The organism is Pseudomonas indica NBRC 103045 (genome assembly GCF_002091635.1).
GTDB lineage: Bacteria > Pseudomonadota > Gammaproteobacteria > Pseudomonadales > Pseudomonadaceae > Pseudomonas_M > Pseudomonas_M indica.
Window position 1 is genome coordinate 358205 of sequence record NZ_BDAC01000001.1, and the last position, 25565, is coordinate 383769.

Consider the following 25565-nt stretch of genomic DNA (forward strand, 5'->3'; position numbering starts at 1 on the left):
ACACCCCCAAGCTGAACCGAGGCGATAGCCGGTGGTCAGGTATAGGTGTTCGCTCGCATGACGTGATTCTGTCATCGCTACGAGGAGCCCTATGTCGCCCAACCCGCTGTCCGCTGCGTTCCTGACCCGGCGCCGACTGCTCGGCGCGTTCTGTGCCGGTACCGCCGGCTGTGCCTTGTCGGCCTCCTGGCCGCTCGGCGCGGCGCCACGGGACGAGACGCTGGAGACGCTGATGCAGGTGTCGCGTCGGCTTACCGGGCGCGAGGCGCTGGAAGAAGTCATCGGTAAACGCATCCGCGACATCCTCGCCCAACGCCACCCGGAGTTTCCCGACCTGCTGGCACAACTGGCCGACAGCCTGGAGCAGGACCCGGCGCAGTGGAGCGATCCGTTGCAGCGCATGACCCGCGACCTGCTCAGCGGCTGGTACTTGGGCTATATCGGCGACCCCGGCCAGACGGTGCTAGTCAGCTACGAGCTGGCACTGATGCACGGGCTGGTGGCCGACGTGCTGAAACCCCGCACCTACTGCGCGACTCGCCCCGGCGACTGGGCGACGCTACCTGGCCAGGAGACCTGAGCCATGGCCGACAGCGATTACGCCGACTATGTGGTGATCGGCGCCGGGCTGGCCGGCGGCATGATCGCCCATCGCCTGGCCGAGTCCGGCAAGGACGTGTTGTTGCTGGAAGCAGGCCCCCGGCTGAGCCGCTGGGAAATCCTCGAGCGCTTCCGCAACCAGCCGGACAAGAGCGACTTCCAGGCACCCTATCCCGCGACGGAACATGCGCCGCACCCCATGATTCATGTGAATAATGACTACCTGATCCAGAAAGGCGACCATCCCTACAACGTCCAGTACCTGCGCCTGGTCGGCGGTACCACCTGGCACTGGGCGGCGGCGACCTGGCGCTTCCTGCCCAGCGATTTCAAGCTGAAAAGCCTGTATGGCGTGGGGCTGGACTGGCCGATCGGCTACGAAGACCTCGAACCCTGGTATGCCCAGGCCGAAGCGGAGATGGGCGTCTGGGGGCCGAACGACGAGGACCTCGGCTCGCCGCGCTCCGACCCTTATCCCATGGAGCCGCTGCCGCTGTCGTATAACGACCGGCGCATCAAGGAGGTGCTCAACGCCCATGGTTTTCGTGTCGTCACCGAGCCGGTGGCGCGCAACAGCCGGCCCTACGACGAGCGCCCGACCTGCTGCGGCAATAACAACTGCATGCCGCTGTGTCCGATCGGGGCCATGTACAACGGCATCATGCATGTGGAAAAGGCGGAAAAGGCCGGCGCCCGGCTGATCGCCAATGCCGTCGTCCACGGCCTGGAGCGCGATGACCGGCAGCGCATCCGCGCCGCGCTCTACAAGGACCCTGCCGGCGCCGAGCACCGGGTCGAAGGCAAGGTCTTCGTGCTCGCGGCCAACGGCGTGGAGACCGCCAAGCTGATGCTGATGGCAGGGGTCGGCAACCGCTCGGGGCTGGTCGGCCGCAACCTGATGGACCACCCCGGCACTGGCGTCAGCTTCTTCGCCGACGAACCGCTCTGGGCAGGACGCGGCCCCCAGGAAATGACCTCCCTGGTGGATTTCCGCGACGGCCCTTTCCGCAGTGAGTTCGCCGCCAAGAAGATCCATCCCTCCAACCTCAGCCGCCTCGACGAAGTGACCCTCGGCGAACTGCGCAACGGCCCGCTGCGTTTCGGAAAGGCATTGGAGGATCGCATCCGCGACCGCACCGCGCGCTTCGTGCGTCTGGACAGCTTCCACGAGATATTGCCACGTCCGGAAAACCGCATCGTGCCCAGCGCCACGGAGAAGGACGCCCTGGGCATTCCCAAGCCGGAATTCACCTACGCCCTGGACGATTACGTGCGCCGCAGCGCCGCCCATACCCGTGAGGTCTATGCCACCGCCGCGCAGGCGCTCGGCGGCAGCGAGGTACGCTTTCACGACGATTACGCGAATAACAATCACATCGCCGGCACCACGCTGATGGGTGACGATCCGGCCACCTCGGTAGTGGACGCCGGTTGCCGCAGCCACGACCACCCCAACCTGTTCATCGCCGGTGGTTCGGTGATGCCCACCGTCGGTACCGTGAACATCAGCCTGACCATCGCCGCCCTCGCCCTGCGGCTCGCGGAATCGCTCAAGGGGGAGGTCTGAGCATGTGCCGCCCCGTTTTTTGCTTCCTGTTGTGGGTATTGGCCTTTCCCATCGGGGCCGCCCCACGGCTCTCCGCCGAGGATGAGCTGGCGTCCCAGGCCGATTCGCGGCTGTTCAGCCGCGGCGAATACCTGGCCCGCGCCGCAGACTGCGCCGCCTGCCACACGGCCAGCCCGAACGCCCCCTTCGCCGGTGGCGTGGGTCTGGCGACGCCGTTGGGCGCGGTCTACTCCACTAACATCACCCCGGACCCGAAGACCGGCATCGGCAACTACAGCTTCGAGGATTTCGACCGTGCCGTGCGCCAGGGCATCGCCAAGGGTGGCCGGCGCCTCTATCCGGCAATGCCCTATCCGTCCTACGCGAAGCTGAGCGAAGACGACGTGCGCGCGCTCTACACCTATTTCCTCCAAGGCGGCGTGGATGCCATTGCCCGGGAAAGCCGCGAAAGCGATATCCCCTGGCCACTGGACATGCGCTGGCCGCTGGCGGTCTGGAACGGGCTGTTTCTCGACGAGAAACGCTTCGAGCCGCGCGCGGACAAGAGCGAGCGCTGGAACCGCGGCGCCTATCTGGTCCAGGCCCTGGCTCATTGCGGCACCTGCCACACACCACGCGGGATCGCCTTCCAGGAAATCGCCCTGGACGAGCGCCAGGAAGGCTTCCTCGCCGGGGGCAGCCTGGGCGGCTGGGATGCCTACAACATCACCTCGCACCCGAAGGCCGGCATCGGCGGCTGGAGCGACGAGGAACTGCTCCGCTACCTCAGGACCGGCTCGACGCCCGGCAAGGCCCAGGCTGCCGGGCCCATGGGCGAGGCGGTGCAACACAGCTTCCGCTACTTGAAGGACGAGGATCTGCAGGCCATCGTCGACTACCTGCGCAGCGTTCCGCCAGTCGACGACGGCCGCCCCAAGGCCCGCTACGAATATGGGGCACCGGCGAACGACGTGGTGAAGCTGCGGGGCACGCCCGTGCGCCAACCCGGCCAGGCAGGGCCCGACCCGCAACACGAGGGTGCCCGGTTGTTTCTCGGCAACTGCGCCAGTTGTCACCACTGGAGCGGCGAAGGCGCGGCGGACGGCTTCTACCCGGCGCTGATGGGCAACACCGTGCTCGGTGCGCAGAGTCCCACCAACCTGCTCCAGGTGATCCTCAATGGCGTATCCCGTGGCGATGAAGCCAGCCCCGACGCCGCCTTCATGCCAGCCTTTCATGACAGCCTGGACGACGCCCAGATCGCCTCGCTGGCCAATTACCTGTTCGAGCGCTTCGGCAATCCGCAGGTGAAGGTAAATGCGGAGGATGTTGCCCGGCTGCGCCCCAGGTGAGGGCAGCCGGAACCGGATCAGCGTGCCTGGCGCTTGTAGGCCCAGGCGATGAGGCCGAGCCCGCCAAGGATCATCGGCAGGCAAAGCACCTGTCCCATGGTCAGCCAGCCGAAGGCGAGGTAGCCGAGCTGCGCGTCCGGCACCCGGACGAACTCGACGATGAAGCGGAAGATGCCGTAGCAGAGGGCGAACATGCCGGAAACGGCCATGGTCGGCCGAGGCTTGCGCGAGTAGAAGCAGAGGATGCAGAACAGCGCCACGCCCTCCAGGGCGAATTGGTAGAGCTGGGAAGGATGGCGCGGCAGTTGCTGCGGGTCGGTGGGGAAGATCATCGCCCAGGGCAGGTCGGTGGCCTTGCCCCACAGCTCGGCATTGATGAAATTGCCGATCCGCCCGGCGCCCAGGCCGATCGGCACCAACGGCGCGATGAAGTCCATCAGTTCGAAGAAGCTCTTGCCGTTGCGCCGGCCGAACCACCAAGTGGACAGCATCACGCCGATCAAGCCGCCGTGGAACGACATGCCGCCCTTCCACACCTGAAGAATCAGGCTCGGCTGGGCGATGTACGCCGGCAGGTCGTAGAACAGCACATAGCCCAGGCGTCCGCCGAGGATCACCCCGAGCGCCACCCAGAACACCAGATCGGAGAGTTTCTCCCGGCTCCAGGTCGGGTCGAAGCGCTCCAGGCGCCGGGAGGCCAGCCACCAGGCGCCGCCGATGCCGATCAGGTACATCAGGCCGTACCAGTGGATTTTTACCGGTCCGAGGGCAATGGCCACCGGATCAATCTGGGGATAGGGCAGCATCGGGACTCCTTAAACAAGAAAGCTCACGCCGACGCACAGCAGCAACAGTGCGAACAGGCGCTTGAGCACACGCGGCGACAGCTTGTGCGCCAGGCGCGCGCCGAAACGGGCGAAGAACATACTGGTAAGCGCGATGCCGACCATCGCCGGCAGGTAGACGAAACCCAGGCTCCATTCCGGCAGATGCTCGTCGTGCCAGCCGAGCACCATGAAGCTCAGCGCGCTGGCCACGGCGATGGGTAGCCCGGTGGCCGACGAGGTGGCCACCGCCTGTTGCATGGGCACGCTGCGCCAGGTCAGGAACGGCACGGTCAGCGAGCCGCCGCCGATCCCGAAGATCGCCGACGCCCAGCCGATCACCCCGCCGGCGGCGGTCAGGCCGACCTTGCCGGGCACATCGCGGCTGGCCTTGGGGCGCAGGTCGAGGCCCATCTGAATCGAGATAACGATGGCGAACACGCCAATGATCTTCTGTAGCATCGGGCCCTGGATGGCCGCCGCAGTCAGCGAGCCGAGCGCCGCACCGAGCAGGATGCCGAGGGTCATCCAGGCGAAGATCGGCCAGCGCACCGCGCCCTTGCGCTGATGCTCCAGCACCGAGTTGATCGACGTGAAGACGATGGTCGCCAGGGACGTGCCAACCGCCAGGTGAGTCAGCACCGACGGATCGAAGCCCTGTGCGGTGAAGCTGAATACCAGCACCGGCACGATGATGATGCCGCCACCGACGCCGAACAGCCCCGCCAGTACGCCAGCCGCCGCCCCCAGCACCAGGTAGAGCAGGAATTCCATGGCTACCCCCCGAAAAGCAAAGCGGCATGGTAACGGAAGCATCGCCTTCCCCTCCACCGCCGACCGCTTCGTCCAGCCCGACTTTCTTCGACGAGGTATTGCCGACACCGCAATCATCGCCAATTTCACCCTTCGTCCCTGAACCGCTCCAAAGAACGCACCGAAGAGGCAGCACGTTCCCCTCGAATCGGGCTAGGCTGTGGCACACATGCCGAGTTCGGATCGGCATGGCACTCGGCAGCCCGTCTGGTCTCATGAATTGCCGTTGTTCACGGAGGAGTCGCTATGTGTCTGATCGCCTTCGCCTGGCGCCCCGGTCACGCCGTACCCCTGGTGCTGGCCGCCAACCGCGACGAGTTCTACGCCCGCCCGGCCCTGCCGCTGGCGGCCTGGGAAGAGTCCCCCTCGCTCTATGCGGGCCGCGACCTGGAAGCCGGCGGTACCTGGCTGGGTATCGCGCCTGGCGGCCGCTTCGCCGCCCTGACCAATATCCGCGATCCGCGCCAGCCCCCACGCGGCCGCTCGCGCGGCGAACTGCCGGTGCAGTACCTGCGCGGCGATCTGTCCCCGGAAGCCTTCGTCGCCGACGTGGCGGAACGGGCCAACGATTATTCAGTGTTCAACCTGATTCTCGGCGACGATCGCGAGCTCTGGCATTTCAACTCCCGCACCGGCAGTGCCCGCTGCCTGCCGGCGGGCCTGTATGGGTTGTCCAACGCCGACCTGGACACACCCTGGCCCAAGGTGCAGCGGGCCAAGGCGATGCTGCATCACTGCCTGGAGGCCCCGCATCCGGAGGCACTGCTGAACCTGTTGCACGACGCCGAGCAGGCCGACGACGCCATCCTGCCCGATACCGGCATCGGCCTGAACACCGAGCGCCTGCTGTCGAGCCTCTTCATCGCCACCGCCAACTACGGCACCCGCGCCAGCACGGCGCTGATCATGCAGGCCGATGGCGTGCGGCATATCGTCGAGCGCAGCTACGGGCCCCATGGCGGGCATCTGGGCGAGGTGAGTTTGCGGGTGGATGCGGAGGGCAGGACGCTCGCTTGAGCCTCCGTCGCCGAACGCGACGGAGGTTCAGCCCTGGATAGTGGCGGCGGGATTGATCACCCGGCCGAGGCCCAGGTTGCGCAGGGCCAGGTGCAGGGAGCTGTGGATCACCTGCGGGTTGTCGATGTTCATCAACTGGGTGAGCAGTTCGCGCGCCTTGCCCAGGGTGATCTGGCGCAGCAGCCACTTCACCTTGGGCAGGTTGGTGGCGTTCATCGACAGGCTGTCGAAGCCCATGGCCATCAGCAGCACCGCCGCCGACGGGTCCCCGGCCATCTCGCCGCAGATGCTCACCGGCTTGCCTTCGAGGTGGCAATCCTCCACCACTTTCCTCAGCGCCTGCAGCACCGCCGGGTGCAGGTAGTCGTAGAGATCGGCGACACGCGGATTGTTGCGGTCCACCGCCAGCAGGTACTGGGTCAGGTCGTTGGAGCCGACCGATAGGAAGTCCACCTGGCGCGCCAGTTCGCGGGTCTGGTAAACGGCGGCGGGAATCTCGATCATCACGCCCACCGGCGGCATGGGAATGTCCACGCCCTCGTCGCGCACTTCGCCCCAGGCACGGTGGATCAGGTGCAGCGCCTCTTCCAGCTCCTGGGTGCCGGAAATCATCGGCAGCAGGATGCGCAGGTTATCCAGGCCCTCGCTGGCCTTGAGCATGGCACGCACCTGGACCAGGAAGATTTCCGGGTGATCGAGGGTCACGCGGATGCCGCGCCAGCCGAGGAAGGGGTTTTCTTCCTTGATCGGGAAATAGGACAGTGCCTTGTCACCGCCGACGTCCAGGGTACGCATGGTCACCGGCAGCGGGTGGAAGGCGGCGAGCTGCTCGCGGTAGATCGCCAACTGCTCCTTTTCGCTGGGAAAGCGCTCGTTGATCATGAACGGCACTTCGGTACGGTACAGGCCGACGCCCTCGGCGCCGCGCTCCTGGGCGCGCGCCACGTCGGCGAGCAACCCGGTGTTGACCCACAGCGGCATGCGGTGGCCGTCCAGCGTCTCGCACGGCAGCGCGCGCAGGGCTGCGAGGCCCTGGGCCAGTTGGCGTTCTTCCTCGACCACCTCGGCGTACTGCTTGCGCAGCAGCTCGCTGGGGTTGGTGTAGACCTCGCCGTGGTAACCATCGACGATCAGCTCGATGCCATCGAGCTTGGAATACGGCAGGTCGACCACGCCCATGACCGTGGGAATGCCCATGGCGCGGGCGAGGATCGCCACGTGGGAGTTGCCCGAACCGAGCACCGAGACCAGGCCGACCAGCTTGCCTTCCGGCACCTCGCCGAGCATCGACGGCGACAGTTCCTCGCTGACCAGGATGGTGTTGTCCGGGTAGACCAGATTCTGCTTGCGTTCCTGCTGCAGGTAGGCGAGCAGGCGGCGGCCGAGGTCCTTGACGTCCGCCGCACGCTCGCGCAGGTAAGCATCATCCATCAGTTCGAAGCGCTTGACGTGCTCCATGACCACATGCCGCAACGCACCCTGGGCCCACTGCCCGGTACGGATGATGCGCTTGACCTCAAGGCCGATGGAGGCGTCATCGAGCATCATCAGGTAGACGTCGAACAGCGCCCGCTCTTCCGGGCGTAACTGGGTGGCGAGCTTGGCGGACAGCGTCCGCATATCTTCGCGAACCCCTTCCAGCGCCTGCTTGAAGCGCTCGACCTCGGCCTCGATGTCATCGATAGCCTTGTCCGGCACCACTTCCAGGTCGGCTGGCGGCAGCACCACCAGCGCGGTCCCGACGGCGGCGCCGGGCGCACCGGGCACGCCGACGAAACGGGCCTCCTGGATGCCCTTGCCCTGCCGGCCCAAGCCACGGATGGAACCGGTGGCCTCGGCATGGGCGATGACCCCGGCGAGCTGGGCGCTCATGGTGACCAGGAAGGCTTCCTCGCCTTCGTCGAACTGGCGGCGCTCCTTTTGCTGCACCACCAGTACGCCCATTACCCGACGATGGTGGATGATCGGCGCGCCGAGAAAGGAGGCATAACGCTCCTCGCCGGTCTCTGCGAAGTAGCGATAACGGGGGTGGTCGGCGGCGTTCTCGAGGTTGAGCGGCTCCTCGCGGGTGCCCACCAGGCCCACCAGGCCCTCGTTGGGCGCCATGCTGACGCGGCCGATGGAGCGCTTGTTCAGGCCCTCGGTGGCCATCAGCACGAAGCGGTTGGATTCAGGATCGAGCAGATAGACCGAGCACACCTGGCTGCCCATGGCCTCCTTGACCCGCTGCACGATGATCGCCAGCGCCGTCTTGAGATCCTTGGCGGCGTTTACTTCCTGGACGATCTTACGCAGCGTGTTGAGCATGCTCGGGGTCCGTCAATCGCGCGCCGGCAGGCGCGGGGCAAGTTCTTTCAGGGCTCTTCGGTAGACTTCACGCTTGAAGGTCACCACCTGGCCCAGCGGGTACCAGTAACTGACCCAGCGCCAACCGTCGAATTCCGGTTTGCCGGTCACGTCCATCCGCACCCGCTGCTCGTCGGATAGCAGACGCAACAGGAACCACTTCTGCTTCTGACCGATGCACAGCGGCTGGCTGTGGGTGCGCACCAGGCGCTGAGGCAGACGATAACGCAACCAGCCCCGGGTGCAGGCAAGAATTTGCACATCTTGCTGCTCGAGACCGATTTCTTCGTTCAATTCGCGATACAGCGCTTCTTCGGGCGTCTCGGCGGCGTTGATGCCTCCCTGCGGAAATTGCCAGGCATCCTGGTTGATACGCCGCGCCCAGAGCACCTGTCCCAGATCATTGGTCAGGATGATGCCGACATTCGGGCGGAAACCATCGGGATCGATCACGGCTGACAACCTCGCAAACGCATGTTCCGGCATTGTTCCACAAAGCCCGTGAGAGCAGCAACGCAAGGGCTGGCGCAATGGGCAGGCCGGCGAAAAGGGGCTACTCTAGCCGCCCTCCTTCTATACCCAGCAAGAGATATCACCCGTGCGTTTGGCTCTGTTCGATCTCGACAACACCCTGCTGGCCGGCGACAGCGACCATGCCTGGGGCGACTACCTGTGCGAGCGCGGCATTCTCGACGGCGTGGCCTACAAGGCGCGCAACGATGCCTTCTACCAGGACTACCTCGCCGGCCGCCTGAACATCCGCGACTACCTGAATTTCTGCCTGGAAATTCTCGGCCGCACCGAGATGGCCCAGCTCGAACAGTGGCACCGCGAGTTCATGCGCGACTGCATCGAGCCGATCATCCTCGCCAAGGGCGAAGCCCTGCTGGAACAACACCGCGCCGCCGGCGACAGGCTGGTGATCATCACCGCCACCAACCGCTTCGTCACCGGGCCGATCGCCGCGCGCCTGGGCGTCGAGACCCTGCTTGCCACCGAATGCGAGATGCAGGACGGCCGCTACACCGGCCGCACCACCGACGTGCCCTGCTACCAGGAAGGCAAGGTCACCCGCCTGGAGCGCTGGCTCGGCGAAACCGGCCTGAGCCTGGAGGGCAGCTACTTCTATAGCGACTCGCGCAACGATCTGCCGTTGCTGGAGCGGGTCAGCCATCCGGTGGCGGTCGATCCGGACCCGATCCTGCGCGCCGAGGCGGAAAAACGCGGCTGGCCGGTAATTTCCCTGCGCTGATAGGAGCGCGACCATGGACGGCTCGACGGCAACGCTGCTGGCCAGCGACCACACTCCACTGCTCGGCTCCGCCCTGGCGCAACGGCTGAGTGACCAGGGCCTGCCGGTCCGCCAGCGGGCACCGGGGGAACGGGCGGAGCGCTGGCACACCCATCGCCTGGGCGGGCGCCTCTACCGGTTCGCCCAGCCCATCACCCTGACACCCTATGCCTCCGCCCGTCCCTGCTCGGCGCGCTGCCTGTTCTGTTCGGAAAACCTGCGGACGCACGAACCCCTGACGGCTGCGGCGACCTTGCGCCCGAGGGATGACTATTTCAGCGGACTGACCAAGGTATTGCATGCCCTGCGCGGGCTGCCGCTGTCCTATTCGCTGTCCGGCCTGGAAGCCAGCGACGATGCCGACTGGCTGCTGCGTCTGCTGGAAACCCTGGACGACGCCGGCATGGCCCCGTTCGTCGAACAGCGCGTGCTCTATTCCAACGGTGCCGGCCTGGCCGGCCCGCGCGGCACGGAACTGCTCGCCGCCTTGCGCGACTTCGGCCTGAGCTGGCTGGAGCTGTCGCGCCATCACCCGGACGCCACGGCGAACCAGCGAATCATGCGCTTCCGGCCCGGCGAGGCGATTGCCGAGGCGGAGATGTTCGAGCACACCGCCCGGCAGATCGCCGCCCAGGTACCGCTGCGGCTGGTCTGCCTGCTGCAGCGCAGCGGGGTGGATTCGCCGCAGACCGTGGCGCAATACCTCGACTGGGCCAACCGTCTCGGCGCCCGGACGGTGATCTTCCGCGAGCTGTCGCGGCTGGACGGCAGCTACCGGACCAACGCCACCCATCGCTACGTGCAGGATGCCCGCGTGGCGCTGGAACCGTTGCTGCTGGCCTGCCTGGCCGACCCGGCGCTGACGCCGCTAGAGCTGACCGACGGCTACTACTTCTGGAACCTGCGCCTGCGCCACCGCAGCGGCCTGGACGTAATCTTCGAATGCTCGGACTACCGCACCATGCACGACCGCCACGCCGAGGGACGGGTCTACAAGCTCGTGTACTTCGCCAACGGCCAGCTCTGTGCCGGCTGGCAGCCGGGGCATGACGTGCTGCTGGACACCCGCCATGGATAGCCGCAGCTGGCTCCTGCTGGAGCATGAAGACCCGGCCTACCGCCTGCCCGACGACCTGCGCCAACACGACCCGCTCGGCGCCCGCGACTGCGGTTGGGTCGAGCAGATGCGGCCGTTCATCCGCCAGTTCTCGCGACCGGGCGAGCAGGTGCTCGACCCCTTCTGCGGCTTCGCCAGCACCCTGGTGGCAGCGCATCTGGAAGGCCGCCGCGGGCTCGGCTACGAGATCGACCCGGCCCGTGCCGAGCTGTCCCGCGAGCGCCTGCGCCGGCTGAACGCGGAAGGAGCCGAAGTCATCGCCTCGGATTTGCTTGAGGCCCCGCCCGCCGATCCGGTGGACCTCTGCCTGACCAACATCCCCTACTTCGGCTGCGACTGGCCGGCCGACGCCGGGCCGGCGCAACTCTATGCCGCCGCCCATTACGAGCAGTACTTGGACGGATTGGTGGAACGCTTTCACCGCATCCGCGATCTCCTGGCGCCCGGTCGTCATTGCATCCTGATGGCGGAAAACCTTCGGCTCGGAGACCGCTGCGTGCCACTCGCCTGGGACGTGGCCCAGCGCGTCGGCGGGCTGTTCGAACTCTGCGAAGAGCGCATCCTGCTCTACCCGAAGCCGGTCGAACCGCTGCCTGCCTTCAGCAGCCGCAGCGACCGCAGCCACGAATACGCGCTGATCTTCCGCAAACAGGGCAGCACGCTGGATACGGACGATGCGCTGACACTGCTGCGCGCCTTGCGGGACGCCGGGTTCGCCTTTGCAATCTACGGCAGCTTCGCCACCTGGCTGACCAGCACGAGCGCCCAACCACCAGCAGACGTGGACCTGCTGGTGGCGCCCGACGAAGACCGCCTCAACGCCCTGCTCGGCTGGCTGCAAGCCCACCACTTCCGCCTGAGCTGCTGGCAGCAATCGCTGACGCTGCCCATCGCCCTGGCGGACTACCGGGGCCGCTACTACTTCCGCGCCGAACGCCTGGACCGCAGTGGAGGCTTGCTGCGCCTGGACCTGACCTTCGAGCAGGACAGCGAACCGGTGGCGGCACGCCTCGACCGCACCCAGATATGCCAGGGGTTGCTGGTCGCGTCCTGATCATCTGCATCCCCGAATCATTCCCACGCTCCGCGTGGGAATGCCGCCCCAGACGCTCCGCGTCCGCTTGCAGTGAGCGGGCGCGGAGCGCCCTGGCAAGGGTTCCCACGCGGGAGCGTGGGAACCATCAGAATACAGGGCAGCGGGAACGATTGATGAAGGTAATGGCTGGACCTGCCTGAATCTGCTCGAACCATCGAAAGGTTCGCCAGCAGAGCTGGCTCCTACATATGTGTCCAATCCAACCCATACGGATGGGAATGCGCCCACGGACGCTCCGCGTCCGCTTGCAGCGAGCGGGCGCGGAGCGCCCTGGCATGGGGTTCCCACGCGGGAGCGTGGGAACCATCAGAAATTCGCTCCCCACCGAAAGCTTCGCCAGCAGAGCTGGCTCCTACCCATGTGTTCAATCCACTCGTACAGATCGTTCCCACGCTCCGCGTGGGAATGCAGCCTCGGACGCTCCGCGTCCGCTTGCAGCGAGCGGGCGCGGAGCGCCCTGGCAGAGGGTTCCCACGCGGGAGCGTGGGAACCATCAGAAATTCGCTCCCCATCGAAAGCTTCGCCAGCAGAGCTGGCTCCTACCCATGTGTTCAATCCACCCGTACAGATCGTTCCCACGCTCTGCGTGGGAATGCAGCCTCGGACGCTCCGCGTCCGCTTGCAGCGAGCGGGACGCGGAGCGTCCTGACAGGGGTTCCCACGCAGAGCGTGGGAACCATCGGCTTTATTTGCCCTGGGAGTGTCTTGCCCCTACACGCCCTTCCCCACCATCAGGAAGAAGATCACGACGAAGGCGATGAACGCCGGCCAGCCGAGGATGAACCAGAGGCGCATGTAGCGGTGCGCCAGCGGCGGCAGCGGTGTACCGGTCTCCAGGGCTTCGCAGGCCATGTCGCGCACGCGGATTTGCAGCCAGACCACCGGTAGCCAGCAGAGCCCGGCCAGTACGTAGAGCCCCAGGCTCCACAGCAGCCAGGGCTGGGTCAGCGGCCAGCCGGCCAGGTGCACCAGGCCGAGGCCGCTGAGGGGTTGGAACACCGCGGTGGTGGCGATGAACAGCCAGTCTGCGGTGACCAGGTGGCGGAAGGTCACCGCGATCACCTCGACGCGCCCGCTCAGCCAGGCGCGTAGCGCGTAGTAGGCCGAACCGAGCCCGGTACCGAACAGCAGGGTGGAGGACAGGATGTGCAGCGTCTTCAGGATCAGGTAGGCACTCATCGCCTTCTCTCGCCAGCAGGCTCGGTCCACAGCAGCCAAAGCGTGGCCACCATGAGCACGAGGTTCTTCAGTACCGCCCCATAGGGGTCGAACCAGTAGTGCGGCAGCAGCAGGCTGATCAGCAGCATGTAGCCGAGCATCAGCATCAGTTGCCCGCGCAGGGCCCAGCGTCGCCAACGCGGCAGCAACAGGCCGAAACCCAACAGGCCATCCAGCAGGGCTCCGCCGATCACCGCCAGGCTCGCCGGCCAGCCGCTGACCCCGGCCTCGCCCATCAGTCGCAATCCCCAGCCATAACCGGGCCCGAGGCAGACCAGTGCCGTGCCCAGCCAGACCAGCACCAGGCTCGCCAGCAACAGCGGTCGCAGCGCCGCCGTGACGCTGACGACCGGGTTCGGCCAGCCGTGCAGGCGCTCCGCCAGCGAGGCGGCACGGAAGCCGCAGGCGTGTTCAAGGGACTCCGCCGACGCCAGATTGTCGCGCCGGGCCAGCCGGACGGTCTGCGGGTTCAGCGCGCGCCAGCCGAGCAGCGCGCCCACTCGCGCACCGATGGCTGCCAGCGCTGTCGGGACGCGCAGGTAGCGCGCCGGTCCCCAGCCCTGGGCGGTGCGCAGGCGATCGATCAGTTGCGGCTGGGTCATGGGCTCGGGGCCAACCAACGGCAACACCATGGGCTGTTCCGGCCACCGGCGCAGCAATGCCAGGACCGCACCCACCAGATCATCCACGTGCAGCGGCTGGATTCGGGCTCGGGTGTCCAGCAGCGGAATCAGCGGCCAGGGCGACAAACGGGAAAACCAGCCGCTGCTGGCACCGCCTTCGCCCAGTACCAGCGAAGGGCGCAGCACCACGGCGGGAATGCCGAGGCCGAGCAGGTAGGCATCAGCAGCCGCCTTGCTGGCCAGGAAGGGAATGTCGGGCTGCTCGCCCGCGCCGAGGGCCGAGAATTGCAGCACCCGCGCGCCGTGGGCGGCGGCCAGGTCGAACAGGCGCCGCGCACCGCTGTCCTGCACCCGCGCCAGTTCGGCGGCGTCGCTGCCGAGGACGCCCGCCGCGTTGATCACCAGTTCGACGCCCGCCGGCCAGGGAAAATGCGACGGGTCCTCGGCCAGGCGGGCCAAGTCGAGCGCCCGCCATTCGACGCCGGGCAAACCGTCGGCCGGTGGCCGGCGTGCCGTGCCCACCACCTCATGCCCCACGCTACGCAGGGCCTCCAGCAGCCGCCTGCCGATGAAGCCACTGGCCCCTACCAGCAGGATGCGCATCGGCGCGGCTCCAGTCTCAGCCGAGAAACAGCCGGTAGGCCGGGTTGTCGCTTTCGTCCCAGAAGGGATAGCCGATCTCCTCCAGCGCAGCGGGGATCAGGTGGCGCTCCTCCGCCGGCACCTGCAAACCGGCCACTACGCGACCGTCGGCGGCACCGTGGTTGCGGTAGTGGAACATGGAGATGTTCCAGCGCCCGCCGAGCTTGTTGAGGAAGTTGAACAGCGCGCCGGGCCGCTCGGGGAATTCGAAGCGGAACACCAGTTCGTCGCTGACGCCCGCCGCATGGCCGCCGACCATGTGGCGGATGTGCAGCTTGGCCAGTTCGTTGTCGGTCAGGTCGAGCACCGGGAAGCCCTGCTCGCGCAGGCTGGCGACCAGCGCCGCACGCGGATCGCTCTCCGGGTGGGTCTGCACGCCGACGAAGATGTGCGCTTCGCGGTCGGTGTGGTAGCGGTAGTTGAATTCGGTGATCTGCCGCTTGCCGATGGCTTCGCAGAACGCCTTGAAGCTGCCCGGCTGTTCCGGGATGGTCACGGCGATGATCGCCTCGCGCTTTTCGCCCAGCTCGGCACGCTCGGCCACGTGGCGCAGGCGGTCGAAGTTGACGTTTGCGCCGGAGTCGATGCCCACCAGCACCTGGCCCGTCACATTCGTGCATTCCACGTATTTCTTGATGCCCGCCACCGCCAGGGCGCCGGCCGGCTCGGTGATCGAGCGGGTGTCGTCGTAGATGTCCTTGATTGCCGCGCAGATTTCATCGGTGCTGACGGTGATCACCTCGTCCACGTACTGCTTGCAGATGTCGAAGGTGTGCTGGCCGATCTGCGCCACCGCCACGCCGTCGGCGAACAGCCCGACCTGCGGCAGCACCACCCGCTCGCCGGCGGCCATGGCCTGTTGCAGGCAGTTGGAGTCATCCGGCTCGACGCCGATCACCTTCACGTCCGGGCGCAGGTACTTCACGTAGGCCGCGATGCCGGCGATCAGGCCGCCGCCGCCCACCGGCACGAAGATGGCGTCCAACTGGCCGGGATGCTGACGGAGGATTTCCATGGCCACGGTGCCCTGGCCGGCGATCACGTCCGGGTCATCGTAGGGGTGGATATAGACGAGGCCCTTTTCCTCCACCAGCTTCAGCGAATGCGCCAGCGCCTCGGGGAAGGCGTCGCCATGCAGCACCACCTTGCCGCCACGGGCGCGCACGCCCTGGACCTTCAGCTCGGGGGTGGTGCGCGGCATCACGATGGTCGCCTTGATCCCCAGCTCCTTCGCCGCCAGCGCCAGGCCCTGGGCATGGTTGCCAGCCGAGGCGGTGACCACGCCGCGCGCCTGCTCCTCGGGCGAGAGCTGCGCCACCTTGTTGTAGGCGCCGCGAATCTTGAAGGAGAACACCGGCTGCAGGTCTTCGCGCTTGAGCAGAACCTGGTTGCCCAGCCGCTCGGAGAGCTGGCGGGCCGGTTGCAGGGGCGTTTCCACGGCGACGTCGTAGACGCGCGAGGTGAGGATCTTCTTGACGTACTGTTCGAGCATCTCGGGCTTCACGGCGGGGAAATAGGAATAGGCGAGTCTACTCCGCCGAGGCCGCGCGCGGCCACCCGCTCCGGCCGACCAGCGGAACGGAATCTTTTGCCGCTTCGCCAGTCAGCAGTTCAGGCTCCCGAGCAGTGCGCCGCCTCCCCCACCCGTATGAGGATTCATCATGCCTACCGGCATCTCCCGCCTGCTCGTCCAAGGCAGTTCGAACGACGACCTGCTGGTCGCCCATCCCGAGCCCAGCCGTCTGGTCGGCGGCGAAGGCAACGACGTGCTGATCGATGGCCCCGGCAGCGACTCGTTGCTCGGCGGTGGCGGCAACAACCGCCTGTTCGGCGGGCTCGGCGATGACTACTACACCTACGACGTCTACTCGGGCAGCCGCGACGTCATCCTCGACTTCGATCCCACACCCGGCAATATCGACACGCTGATCGTCGGCGAAAGCCTGGAAGAGTTCGGCCCGTTCGAGCGTTATCAGGACGACCTGCTGATCGGCCTGCACGGCGAAGCCGGCGTCATCACCGTGCGCGATTTCTTTCTCGACGCCGCCTTTCGCATCGAACGTTTCCGCTTCGGCGCCACCCATGTGACCGACAAGGACATCCTGCGCAACTTCCACCTGGACCCGGACGCCCCGACCGGCCGCACCGCGGACGATCCACCCAGCTACACCGGCGAGCGCATCCGTCTGACCGGTAAGGAGTGGGCCGACCGGCTGGTGGCCGGCGACCAGGCGACCTACCTGCTCGGCCGCGGCGGCAACGACCTGCTGGTCGGCAGCCGCTACAGCGACGTACTCAACGGCGGCACGGTCAAGCCGATGTTCTTCGGCGACAACCACTGGAATCTGCTCTACGGCGGGCCGGGCGACGACTATTACCAGGTCGACTATTCCTGGGAGTTCAGCGATCACACGCTCTACGACTACGACACGACGCCGGGCAACGCCGACACCCTGCACATTCGCGGCCCCCTGGAACCGCAGTACGTGCGTTTCCGGGGCAGCGAAGGCGGCTCGTTGTACATCGAGCTGGACAGCGAACAGCGCATCGTCATCACCAACTACTTCCTCGACAAGGCGTTCGTGATCGAGAAGATCCGCTTCGATGACGGCTCCGTGCTGGACGAGGCCGCCATCCGCCAGCGTGTGGGCCTGCCTGCCCCCACGCCGCCACAGGCAACGCTGAGCACGCCCCTTCCCTATTGGGCCGGCGAGATGCCCGAGCCGGCAGCCGATGGCGTATTGAGCCTGCTGTTCAGCGTCGGCGCCGCTCTGGGTCACAGCGGCGGATGAGAAGCACTGCGGCCAGACAGGCCGGATGGCTATAATTGCGGTTTTTTCCAGCCCGGCAGAACGTCATGACTCAGGATCAGCTCAAGCAGGCGGTGGCCCAGGCCGCTGTCGACCACATCCTCCCTCACCTCGACAGCAAGAGCATCGTCGGCGTCGGCACCGGCTCCACCGCGAACTTCTTCATCGACGCCCTGGCCCGGCACAAGGCCGACTTCGACGGCGCCGTGGCCAGTTCCGAAGCCACCGCCCAGCGCCTCAAGCAGCACGGCATTCCGGTCTATGACCTGAACACGGTGAGCGAGCTGGAGTTCTACGTGGACGGTGCCGACGAAACCAACGAGCACCTGCAACTGATCAAGGGCGGCGGCGCCGCGCTGACCCGCGAGAAGATCGTCGCCGCGGTGGCCAAGACCTTCATCTGCATCGCCGACGGCAGCAAGCTGGTGCCGGTGCTCGGTGCCTTCCCGCTGCCGGTGGAAGTCATCCCCATGGCCCGCAGCCATGTCGCCCGCCAACTGGTGAAGCTGGGCGGCGACCCGGTGTACCGCGAGGGCGTGCTCACCGACAACGGCAATATCATCCTCGACGTACACAACCTGCGGATCGTCGACCCGATGGGCCTGGAAGCACAGATCAACGCCATCGTCGGCGTGGTCACCAACGGCCTGTTCGCCGCGCGCCCCGCCGACCTGCTGCTGCTCGGCACCGGCGAAGGCGTGAAGACCCTGCGTCGCTGAAACGGCGCCGCCTCAGCGCGGCACCTTGCGGAATAGATAGAAGAGGTTCGGCTCGGACACCAGGTAGAGATTGCCGGCGTCGTCCATCGCCACGCCTTCGGCCTGCGGCACCGAGCGTTGCAGGCCGTGCATCCCGCGCAACAGCGACAGGCTGCTGATCGGCCGGCCGTCGCTGTTCAACTCCAGTACCAGCCGCGACTCATCGGACAGCGCCAACAGGTGGCCGCTGCGCTGGTCGAAGTCCAGGCTGGACAGGTCGCGCACGAACAATCCCTGGTCCCGTCGCGGGTTATCCACCACGTGGACGGCGAACGGCTTGTCCGGATCGGTGTGCGGGAAGCCGTGCACCTCGTAGATCGTTACTGGATCGCGCTCCTTGGCGACGAACAGGCGCTTCCCGTCCAGGTCGTAGGCCAGTCCCTCGAAACCCTTGTTGCCGGACCGGCCGATGCCGAGGGAGAGCTGCTGCGCCTCGGCGGCATCGACGAAACGGGTGGTGTCGTCCAGGCGTACCTTGATCAGCCGCTGGGCGCGCTCGTCGGTGATCACGTAGATGCCCGGGCTGATGTACTCGATGGCCTCGGGATCGCCGAACCCCACCAGCGGAATGCGCCGCAGGATGCGGCCGTCCAGCGACAGCTCGATGATCTCCGACTTCTGGTTGGTGACGGTCAGCAGGCTGCGCCGGTCGGGGTCGAAGGTCAGGGCGGAAACGTCATCGGCCAGGCCCTCGATGGTCTGCGCCTCGATGGCCACCTCGTAATCCGGCAGCCAGATCGACCGCTCCCGCCACTCCTCGGCGTGGCGCCATTCTTGCACGATGAACCAGCCCCGTTCGAACAGGCGGAACTCCTGGGCGGCCAGTGCCAGGCAAAACAGCAGCCCCAGCAGCAGCGCGGCGAGCAGGGTCTTGAGCGTGAGGAATCGGCGCATCAGGCGAACTCGTGTATCGGGGGCGCTAGAAATAGCACATCCAGGCTGAAGCGAAGCTGAACAGCGAAGCGGCCACGGGCACGCTCGAGGGGAACGGAAACGGATGGCCCAAGGGTAACCTCGATGCCCGCGAACGAGGCACGGGCTCATACGGGCGCTCCGAAGCGTTACCAACGGAAACCCAGGGACGGTTCTTCGCAGGGGAACGAAGAATGGGACTGTCATTACCGGCAGAAGAACGCGCACTCACCACCTTGCATACCATCGCCCTGGCGGCGGACCGCCTCGGCGCCGGCGGCATGCGGCTCAAGCCTTTGCTGGACGGCAGCGGCCTGACCCCGGCCGACCTGGAAACCCCGGATAAGCTCATCAGCCATGCCCAGGAACTCCGTGTCTTCGCCAACGCGGTGAAGGCCAGCGGCGATCCCGCCCTCGGCCTGAGCCTCGGCCTGCGCATGCACGTCTCCGCCTACGGCATCCTCGGCTACACCATGCTTGCCAGCCGCACCCTGCGCGATGCGCTGAACCTGGCCCTGGCCTACCCGACGCTGCTCGGCACCTACTTCAAGCTGAGCCTGGAAGAGGACGGCGACGAAGCCCGGCTGGTCGCCACCGGCTATCGCTACGCGCCGGAGCTGACGGTGTTCAACACCGAACTGTGCATGACCTCGCTGCTCACGGTGGTCCAGGACCTGCTCGGCCATGCCATCGCCCCGCGTTACCTGCGGCTGCCGTTCCGCCCGCCGCTGCACGCGCAAGCCTACGCCGACAAACTCGACTGTCCGGTGGAGTTCTGCGCACCGGCCGGAGTGCTCGGCTTCGACGCAGCGCTGCTCGATCGGCCCCTGCCGCTGGCCGACCCAGTGAGCTGTCACTACGGCCTGCAACAGTGCCTGCAACTCAACGCGCAGCTCGCCAGCGGCCCGGACGTGCTGGAGCAGATCCGCCAGCACCTGAACAACCACCTGCGCGACAGCAGCAGCCTGGAGCGGGTAGCCAGCCAGTTGCACCGCAGCGCCCGCACCCTGCGCCGTCACCTGCAACGGATGAACACCAGCTACCAGCGCCTGCTCGACGAAGTCCGCTACGACAAGGCACGCCACCTACTCACCCAGACCGACCTGCCGATCTACCTGATCGCCGAGCAGCTCGGCTACAGCGAAACGGCCAGTTTCCGTCACGCCTTCCAACGCTGGAGCGGCCAGCCGCCGAGCCTGTACCGGCGCTGAAGCGCCGCCTCAGCCGAACCAACCCTCCCGCCCGAACGGCGGATCGTCGCCGGCGGCCTGGAGCAGGCGGTAACGGTCATAGCGGTAGATCGGCCCGTCCGCTCCCTGCGTGCAGTCGTCGCAGACACCACTCCGGCAGGGCAGGCAACAGCCCGCCGCGATCCATATCCGGTTGGCCGGCACGCCGCGCTGCAACCACTCCTCCGCCGTTGCCAGCAGCATCGGCTCCGGCCCGCTGCAGAGCACCGCGTCGGGCATTTCGCCGGCACACAGCTCGTCGAGGTAATCCAGGGGAATGCCCCGACGGCCCCGGTTCGTCGTCTCTTCCAGGGTCTCGATGAAGGGCATGATCAGTTTCCAGCGGCGCCGCTGCCGCCCCAGCACCTGGGCGTCTGTACGGCGCGCGCCGTAGACGACGCTCAACTGGAACGGCATGTGCTGGCTGGCGGCATCTTCGATCAACGCGGCCAAAGAGGCCAACCCGCAGCCGCCGGCGACCGCCAGTATCCGCTGGCTGCTGAAGAACAACGGCCAGCCCTTGCCGAAAGGGCCACGGTAGCCCAGCACGGCACCGGCCGGCAGATCGAACAGCGCGCCGGTCAGGTGGCCGACCCGGCGGATCAACGCATCGAAGTGTCCGTTCCGGTCCGGCAGGCTGACGTAGCTGAACGGCGCCTCGCCGCCCTCGGGCAAGGACAGCATGAAGAACTGGCCGGGAACCGCCGCCAAGTCGCGGGCCAGCGGCTGGTCGATACGAAAGGTGAAATGCCGTGCCCCGTCGCCATCCGCATAGCTATCCAACAGATAGAGCTTGCGTGGGCTCGGGTCGCTCATGACGGCAGGCTCCGCGACGACGGGACGCCCCTGTGGCAACGGCCACCCTCGGAAAGTGCGCGCATTCTGAAACCTCGCCTACGGCCATGGGCCGGAGTGGTGCCCCGGTCCATGCGGCTGGTTCGAGTGGAGTCGAGCGGATGCCCGGTTACGTCTTGACCGCCAGGATGCTGCACGGCACCCGGTACAGGACCTGTTCGGTGGTGCTGCCGACCAGTTTCTCCAGCCCCTTGCGGTGTACGCGGCCCATCACCAGCACATCGGTCTGGTTCTCGCTGGCGAACTCGGGCAGAGCCTGGATCGGCGGGCCCATGACGAAATGCTGCCGGTCCAGCGGCACGCCGTAGCGGTCCGCCAAGCGGGTGAAGGACTCCTTCAACGACTGGCGCAGCTCTTCGGCGAAATCCGCCGCCCAGGCGACCGTACCGGCGGACGCATCCGAGAGGTAGGCGGGCGACAGATCGTAGGCATGCAGCAGATGCAGCTCGGCGTTGCATTGCAGCGCCAGCCCGTTGGCCGCCTGGATGATGCGGTCGTTGAGTCCTTCGATCTGGTTTTCCGGGAGGGACGGATCGACCGCTGCCACCACCTTGCGCGGCAACGGATGGCCCGCCCCGCTCAGCAAATGCAACGGCACGGGACATTCGCGCAACAGGTGCCAGTCCAGCGGGGTGATGAAGGCGCGCTTGAGCGCCGGTTCGTCCTGCACGTCCTTGATCACCAGATCCGGTTGCATTTCCGCCACATGGCGAAGGATTTCCCGCAGCGGTTCGTGGGTCCAGCAAGCCTCGGTGGTGACGTCGATGCCACGGCTGCGCAGCAGCCCGGCCTCGTCCTTCAGCCAGGCGCGCTGTGCGTCCAGGTAGCTGTCGCGGGTCCGCTCCTGGATCGCCTTGTCCAGCAGCGGCAGGGGCATGATCGGCCCGGCGAACGAGGCGATGTGCAGTGCGGCACCGCTGGCTTCGGCCAGGGCGGCGGCCCGTTGCAACGCGGCGGAATGGCGCATGCCCGGGTCGGCGATGAGGAGCAGGCGTTGGTACTGGCTCATGGGGCACCTCCTGGAAAGGGTTCAGGCGCCACCGCAAGCCATCCGCAGGGAGCCATGACCGGACGAACGCACCGGCATGACCACAGGTTGCGACCAGTTGGTCGATCAGGCGTTGATTTGCATCAAACCGAGGGGCGATCTCCCCCGGCGCCGAGGTAGCGCAGGAACCAGTCCCCGGCCAGGCGGCAGACCTCTTCCAGGGTGCCGGGCTCCTCGAACAGGTGGGTAGCGCCCGGCACCACCGCCAGCCGCTGCTCGCAGCGCAGCTGGCGGCCGACCTCGCGGTTCAGGTCCAGCACCACCGGATCGTCGCCGCCGACGATCTGCAGGGTCGGTGCCTTTACCTGCTCCAGGGCCGGGCCGGCCAGGTCGGTGCGCCCGCCGCGGGATACCACCGCGCTCACCCGCTCCGGACGCTCCGCCGCCGCCAGCAGGGCCGCCGCCGCACCGGTGCTGGCGCCGAACAGACCGAGGCGCAGCCGCTGCAATTCGGCCCGCGTACCGAGCCAATCGATCACGCCGAGCAGGCGGCGGGTCAGCAAGGGAATGTCGAAGCGCAGCTCGCGGGTAATCCGGTCGACCTCGTATTCGTCTTCGGTCAACAGGTCGAACAGCAGGGTCGCCAGGCCACGGTCGCTGAAATAGCGCGCCACCTGCCGGTTACGCGGGCTCGACCGGCTGCTGCCGCTGCCGTGGACGAACACCACCAGCCCGGCGGCTTCTTCGGGGAACAGCAGGTCCGCCGCCAGTTGCGCATCTCGCAGCGGCAGGGTCAGCGGTGAGGATAGGGTTCGCATGACATGCCTCCCCGGTCAGGACGACCGCTCCGTTTCCCGCTGCCAGGCACGGTGCAGCAGGTCCAGCACCTCCTCGTCCGTGGTCTGGGAGAAGTCCACGTACCAGCGCCCGATGGCGCTCAGGTACTCCGGCTGGAACGGGCAGACCACCTCGTCGGCGAGGGTTTCCAGGCGCACGACGGTCTCCGGCGCACCCACCGGCACCGCCACCACGATGCGCGCCGGCGATTGCCGCCGCACCGCCTCCACGGCCGCCTGCATGGTGGAGCCGGTGGCCAGGCCATCGTCCACCAGGATCACCTGGTTGCCGCCGAGCGCCGGAAACGGCCGCTCGCCCCGGTAGGCATGGTCGCGGCGGCGCAACTCACGACTCTCCGCCTCGGCCACCGCCTCGATGGTCGAATCGCCGATATGCAAATAATCCACCACGTCCCGGTTCAGCAGCCGCACGTCGCCGCTGGCGATGGCGCCCATGGCCAGCTCCTCGTGCCCCGGCACGCCGAGCTTGCGCACCAGCATCAGGTCCAACGGCAATTCTAGGGCGGTGGCGATTTCATAGGCCACCGGCACCCCGCCGCGCGGCAGGGCCAGGACGATGGCGTTCGGGTTGCGCCGGTAATCGTCGAGCAACCGCGCCAGGGCCTGGCCGGCGGCGACCCGGTCGCGGATGGGTATTTCGAGGCTTTCCTGAGTCATCTTTCCGACCTCGCTGGGCAGGTGATTGAAAGATGCTGCGCCGGTTTTTTTGCGCTCTCTTTGATCCCGATTAACAGTCAAGGCGACAAGTTCCCCGGGAGCGAAAAACGCCTTAGACCGGTTGGCACGAACGCCCGCCGATTTTCCTATAAGCCTCGGAGGCGAACCTGCATGGAAAGCGAGACAGCGAGGATGCGCTTTCCCCTCACCCACCACGTGCCATACCCCCACCGGGTCGGCTAGGCTGTGCGTTTCGCGAAACGACCGCACCCGGACAGACAAGGAGGCGCCGTGTCACCGGCCATCTCGATTCAACAGGTAGCCAAGGTCTACGCCTCGGGGCACCAGGCCCTGAAGACCGTCGACCTAGATATCCGCAAGGGCGAGATTTTCGCCCTGCTCGGCCCCAACGGGGCGGGCAAGACCACCTTGATCAGCATCGTCTGCGGCATCGTCAATCCGAGCGGCGGGCGGGTGCTGGTGGACGGTCACGACATCATCACCGACTACCGCGCCGCCCGCGCCCGCATCGGCCTGGTACCCCAGGAGCTGACCAACGACGCCTTCGAGAGCGTCTGGTCGACGGTGAAGTTCAGCCGAGGCCTGTTCGGCAAGCCGGCGAACCCGGCCTATCTGGAACAGGTGTTGCGCGACCTGTCGCTGTGGGAGAAGCGCGACGCGCGCATCTACCAGCTTTCCGGCGGCATGAAGCGCCGGGTGATGATCGCCAAGGCGCTGTCCCACGAGCCGGAAATCCTCTTTCTCGACGAACCCACCGCCGGGGTGGACGTGGAGTTGCGCCGCGACATGTGGGAAATGGTCCGGGGCCTGCGCGAGCGCGGCGTGACCATCATCCTCACCACCCACTACATCGAGGAGGCCGAGGAGATGGCCGACCGCATCGGGGTGATCAGCAAGGGCGAGATCATCCTGGTGGAAGACAAGGACGTGTTGATGCGCAAGCTCGGCAAGAAGGAGCTGGTGCTGCAACTGCAGCAGCCGCTGGAAAATCTGCCCGAGGCCCTGGCCAACGGCGACCTGCAACTGCGCGCCGGCGGCCACGAGTTGGTCTACAGCTTCGACGCGCAACGCGAGCACACCGGCATCGCCGAACTGCTGCGCACGCTGGACCAGCACGGCATCGGCTTCAAGGACCTGCAATCGAGCCAGAGTTCGCTGGAAGAAATCTTCGTCAGCCTGGTGAGGGGGCGCTCATGAATGTCTATGCGATCCGCGCGATCTACCTGTTCGAGCTGGCACGCACCTGGCGCACGCTGTTGCAGAGCATCGCCACGCCGGTGATCACCACCTCGCTGTACTTCGTGGTGTTCGGCTCGGCCATCGGCGCCAACATGAGCCAGGTGCAGGGGGTGAGCTACGGCGCTTTCATCGTGCCGGGGCTGATCATGCTGGCGCTGCTCACCGAGAGCATTTCCAACGCGTCCTTCGGCATCTACATGCCCAAGTATTCCGGGACCATCTACGAGGTGCTGTCGGCGCCGGTGTCGTACCTGGAGATCGTCATCGGCTACGTGGGGGCGGCGGCGACCAAGTCGGTGATCCTCGGCCTGATCATCCTGATCACCGCCCGCCTGTTCGTCGACTTCGAGATCGTCCACCCGTTCTGGATGGTGGCCTTCCTGTTGCTGACGGCGATCACCTTCAGCCTGTTCGGCTTCATCATCGGCATCTGGGCGGACGGCTGGGAGAAGCTGCAGATCGTCCCGGCGCTGATCGTCACGCCGCTGACCTTCCTCGGCGGCAGCTTCTATTCGATCAGCATGCTGCCGCCGCTGTGGCAGACCCTCACCCTGTTCAATCCGGTGGTGTACCTGGTCAGCGGTTTCCGCTGGAGCTTCTACGGGGTATCGGACGTGAACGTGACCGTCAGCCTGGGCATGACCCTGGGCTTCCTGCTGCTGTGCCTGGTCGCGGTGTGGTGGATCTTCCGCACCGGGTATCGGTTGAAGAACTAGGCCGTTTCGCAGGCCCATCGGGCGAATGAATTCGCCCG

The 25565-nt window shown here is 66.6% G+C and carries 24 protein-coding genes; 12 read left to right on the forward strand and 12 right to left on the reverse strand.

What is annotated here, in order from left to right; translation table 11 throughout:
- The first annotated feature begins 91 nt into the window (after nucleotides 1-91).
- The 3 genes from PIN01S_RS01570 to PIN01S_RS01580 are packed head-to-tail and all read left to right on the forward strand — an operon-like array spanning nucleotide 92 to nucleotide 3498.
- The gene (locus PIN01S_RS01570) at nucleotides 92-580 is read left to right on the forward strand and encodes a sugar dehydrogenase complex small subunit (RefSeq protein ID WP_084333220.1); all 489 of its coding nucleotides are present in this window, start codon (nucleotides 92-94) and stop codon (nucleotides 578-580) included.
- Between the two features lie 3 nt (nucleotides 581-583).
- Entirely contained in the window at nucleotides 584-2167 is a 1584-nt protein-coding gene (locus tag PIN01S_RS01575) for a GMC family oxidoreductase (RefSeq protein WP_084333222.1), read from the forward strand.
- Nucleotides 2168-2169: 2 nt separating this feature from the next.
- Complete coding sequence (locus tag PIN01S_RS01580; protein WP_084333224.1) at nucleotides 2170-3498, forward strand: cytochrome c; 1329 nt, start codon at nucleotides 2170-2172, stop codon at nucleotides 3496-3498.
- Between the two features lie 17 nt (nucleotides 3499-3515).
- Here PIN01S_RS01580 and lgt read toward each other — a convergent pair whose 3' ends face one another.
- Both lgt and PIN01S_RS01590 read right to left on the reverse strand, forming a co-directional pair.
- Complete coding sequence (gene lgt / locus PIN01S_RS01585; protein ID WP_084333226.1) at nucleotides 3516-4304, reverse strand: prolipoprotein diacylglyceryl transferase; 789 nt, start codon at nucleotides 4302-4304, stop codon at nucleotides 3516-3518.
- Between the two features lie 9 nt (nucleotides 4305-4313).
- A complete protein-coding gene (locus PIN01S_RS01590; RefSeq protein WP_084333228.1) occupies nucleotides 4314-5096 on the reverse strand; it encodes a sulfite exporter TauE/SafE family protein in 783 nt (260 codons plus the stop codon).
- Between the two features lie 285 nt (nucleotides 5097-5381).
- Between PIN01S_RS01590 and PIN01S_RS01595 the strand changes: the two genes are divergently transcribed.
- A complete protein-coding gene (locus PIN01S_RS01595) occupies nucleotides 5382-6152 on the forward strand; it encodes an NRDE family protein (protein WP_084333230.1) in 771 nt (256 codons plus the stop codon).
- Between the two features lie 27 nt (nucleotides 6153-6179).
- Here the strand turns inward: PIN01S_RS01595 and ptsP are convergent, their stop codons facing one another.
- Together ptsP and PIN01S_RS01605 are read right to left on the reverse strand one after the other, a co-directional pair.
- Nucleotides 6180-8459, reverse strand: coding sequence for a phosphoenolpyruvate--protein phosphotransferase (ptsP, locus tag PIN01S_RS01600; RefSeq protein WP_084333232.1), 2280 nt, complete (start codon nucleotides 8457-8459; stop codon nucleotides 6180-6182).
- Between the two features lie 12 nt (nucleotides 8460-8471).
- Nucleotides 8472-8951, reverse strand: coding sequence for an RNA pyrophosphohydrolase (locus tag PIN01S_RS01605; protein WP_084333234.1), 480 nt, complete (start codon nucleotides 8949-8951; stop codon nucleotides 8472-8474).
- A 145-nt stretch (nucleotides 8952-9096) separates the two neighbouring features.
- Here PIN01S_RS01605 and PIN01S_RS01610 point away from each other — a divergent pair, with 145 nt between their 5' ends.
- The 3 genes from PIN01S_RS01610 to PIN01S_RS01620 are packed head-to-tail and all read left to right on the forward strand — an operon-like array spanning nucleotide 9097 to nucleotide 11960.
- Nucleotides 9097-9750 carry a histidinol-phosphatase gene (locus PIN01S_RS01610; protein ID WP_084333236.1) on the forward strand — a complete coding sequence of 218 codons (654 nt, stop codon included), beginning with the start codon at nucleotides 9097-9099 and terminating at the stop codon, nucleotides 9748-9750.
- Nucleotides 9751-9763: 13 nt separating this feature from the next.
- Nucleotides 9764-10867, forward strand: coding sequence for a radical SAM protein (locus PIN01S_RS01615; protein WP_212633047.1), 1104 nt, complete (start codon nucleotides 9764-9766; stop codon nucleotides 10865-10867).
- The gene (locus PIN01S_RS01620) at nucleotides 10860-11960 is read left to right on the forward strand and encodes a DNA methyltransferase (RefSeq protein WP_084333238.1); all 1101 of its coding nucleotides are present in this window, start codon (nucleotides 10860-10862) and stop codon (nucleotides 11958-11960) included. Before PIN01S_RS01615 ends, PIN01S_RS01620 begins: the two co-directional genes overlap by 8 nt.
- A 753-nt stretch (nucleotides 11961-12713) precedes the next feature.
- Here the strand turns inward: PIN01S_RS01620 and PIN01S_RS01625 are convergent.
- The 3 genes from PIN01S_RS01625 to ilvA are packed head-to-tail and all read right to left on the reverse strand — an operon-like array spanning nucleotide 12714 to nucleotide 15977.
- Complete coding sequence (locus PIN01S_RS01625; protein ID WP_084333240.1) at nucleotides 12714-13181, reverse strand: DUF2269 family protein; 468 nt, start codon at nucleotides 13179-13181, stop codon at nucleotides 12714-12716.
- Nucleotides 13178-14446, reverse strand: coding sequence for an SDR family oxidoreductase (locus PIN01S_RS01630; protein WP_084333242.1), 1269 nt, complete (start codon nucleotides 14444-14446; stop codon nucleotides 13178-13180). Before PIN01S_RS01630 ends, PIN01S_RS01625 begins: the two co-directional genes overlap by 4 nt.
- A 16-nt stretch (nucleotides 14447-14462) precedes the next feature.
- A complete protein-coding gene (ilvA, locus tag PIN01S_RS01635) occupies nucleotides 14463-15977 on the reverse strand; it encodes a threonine ammonia-lyase, biosynthetic (RefSeq protein ID WP_084333244.1) in 1515 nt (504 codons plus the stop codon).
- Between the two features lie 169 nt (nucleotides 15978-16146).
- Here ilvA and PIN01S_RS01640 point away from each other — a divergent pair, with 169 nt between their 5' ends.
- Nucleotides 16147-17277, forward strand: a complete 1131-nt coding sequence (locus PIN01S_RS01640) for a calcium-binding protein (RefSeq protein WP_084333246.1) — start codon at nucleotides 16147-16149, stop codon at nucleotides 17275-17277.
- 65 nt (nucleotides 17278-17342) lie between these two features.
- Complete coding sequence (gene rpiA, locus PIN01S_RS01645; protein ID WP_084333248.1) at nucleotides 17343-18014, forward strand: ribose-5-phosphate isomerase RpiA; 672 nt, start codon at nucleotides 17343-17345, stop codon at nucleotides 18012-18014.
- A gap of 12 nt (nucleotides 18015-18026) precedes the next feature.
- Here rpiA and PIN01S_RS01650 read toward each other — a convergent pair whose 3' ends face one another.
- Nucleotides 18027-18947 (reverse strand): SdiA-regulated domain-containing protein, encoded by a 921-nt coding sequence (locus PIN01S_RS01650; protein WP_084333250.1) that lies wholly within the window; start codon nucleotides 18945-18947, stop codon nucleotides 18027-18029.
- A gap of 212 nt (nucleotides 18948-19159) precedes the next feature.
- Here PIN01S_RS01650 and PIN01S_RS01655 point away from each other — a divergent pair, with 212 nt between their 5' ends.
- Nucleotides 19160-20176: an AraC family transcriptional regulator gene (locus PIN01S_RS01655; RefSeq protein ID WP_084333252.1), complete on the forward strand. Its 1017-nt coding sequence runs from the start codon at nucleotides 19160-19162 to the stop codon at nucleotides 20174-20176.
- A gap of 9 nt (nucleotides 20177-20185) precedes the next feature.
- On the opposite strand, the gene PIN01S_RS01660 is transcribed toward PIN01S_RS01655, so the two are convergent.
- The 4 genes from PIN01S_RS01660 to PIN01S_RS01675 form a co-directional block, all read right to left on the reverse strand.
- On the reverse strand, nucleotides 20186-21010 hold the full coding sequence (locus PIN01S_RS01660; protein ID WP_084333254.1) for an FAD-binding oxidoreductase: 825 nt from the start codon (nucleotides 21008-21010) through the stop codon (nucleotides 20186-20188).
- A 148-nt stretch (nucleotides 21011-21158) separates the two neighbouring features.
- Nucleotides 21159-22058, reverse strand: coding sequence for a universal stress protein (locus tag PIN01S_RS01665; RefSeq protein ID WP_084333256.1), 900 nt, complete (start codon nucleotides 22056-22058; stop codon nucleotides 21159-21161).
- A gap of 122 nt (nucleotides 22059-22180) precedes the next feature.
- Nucleotides 22181-22855 carry a dienelactone hydrolase family protein gene (locus tag PIN01S_RS01670; protein WP_084333258.1) on the reverse strand — a complete coding sequence of 225 codons (675 nt, stop codon included), beginning with the start codon at nucleotides 22853-22855 and terminating at the stop codon, nucleotides 22181-22183.
- A 15-nt stretch (nucleotides 22856-22870) separates the two neighbouring features.
- Complete coding sequence (locus PIN01S_RS01675) at nucleotides 22871-23551, reverse strand: phosphoribosyltransferase (protein ID WP_084333260.1); 681 nt, start codon at nucleotides 23549-23551, stop codon at nucleotides 22871-22873.
- 291 nt (nucleotides 23552-23842) lie between these two features.
- Here PIN01S_RS01675 and PIN01S_RS01680 point away from each other — a divergent pair, with 291 nt between their 5' ends.
- Nucleotides 23843-24769 (forward strand): ABC transporter ATP-binding protein, encoded by a 927-nt coding sequence (locus tag PIN01S_RS01680; protein WP_084333262.1) that lies wholly within the window; start codon nucleotides 23843-23845, stop codon nucleotides 24767-24769.
- Nucleotides 24766-25527: an ABC transporter permease gene (locus PIN01S_RS01685; RefSeq protein WP_084333264.1), complete on the forward strand. Its 762-nt coding sequence runs from the start codon at nucleotides 24766-24768 to the stop codon at nucleotides 25525-25527. The genes PIN01S_RS01680 and PIN01S_RS01685 overlap by 4 nt, the downstream gene beginning before the upstream one ends.
- Nucleotides 25528-25565: the final 38 nt, after the last annotated feature.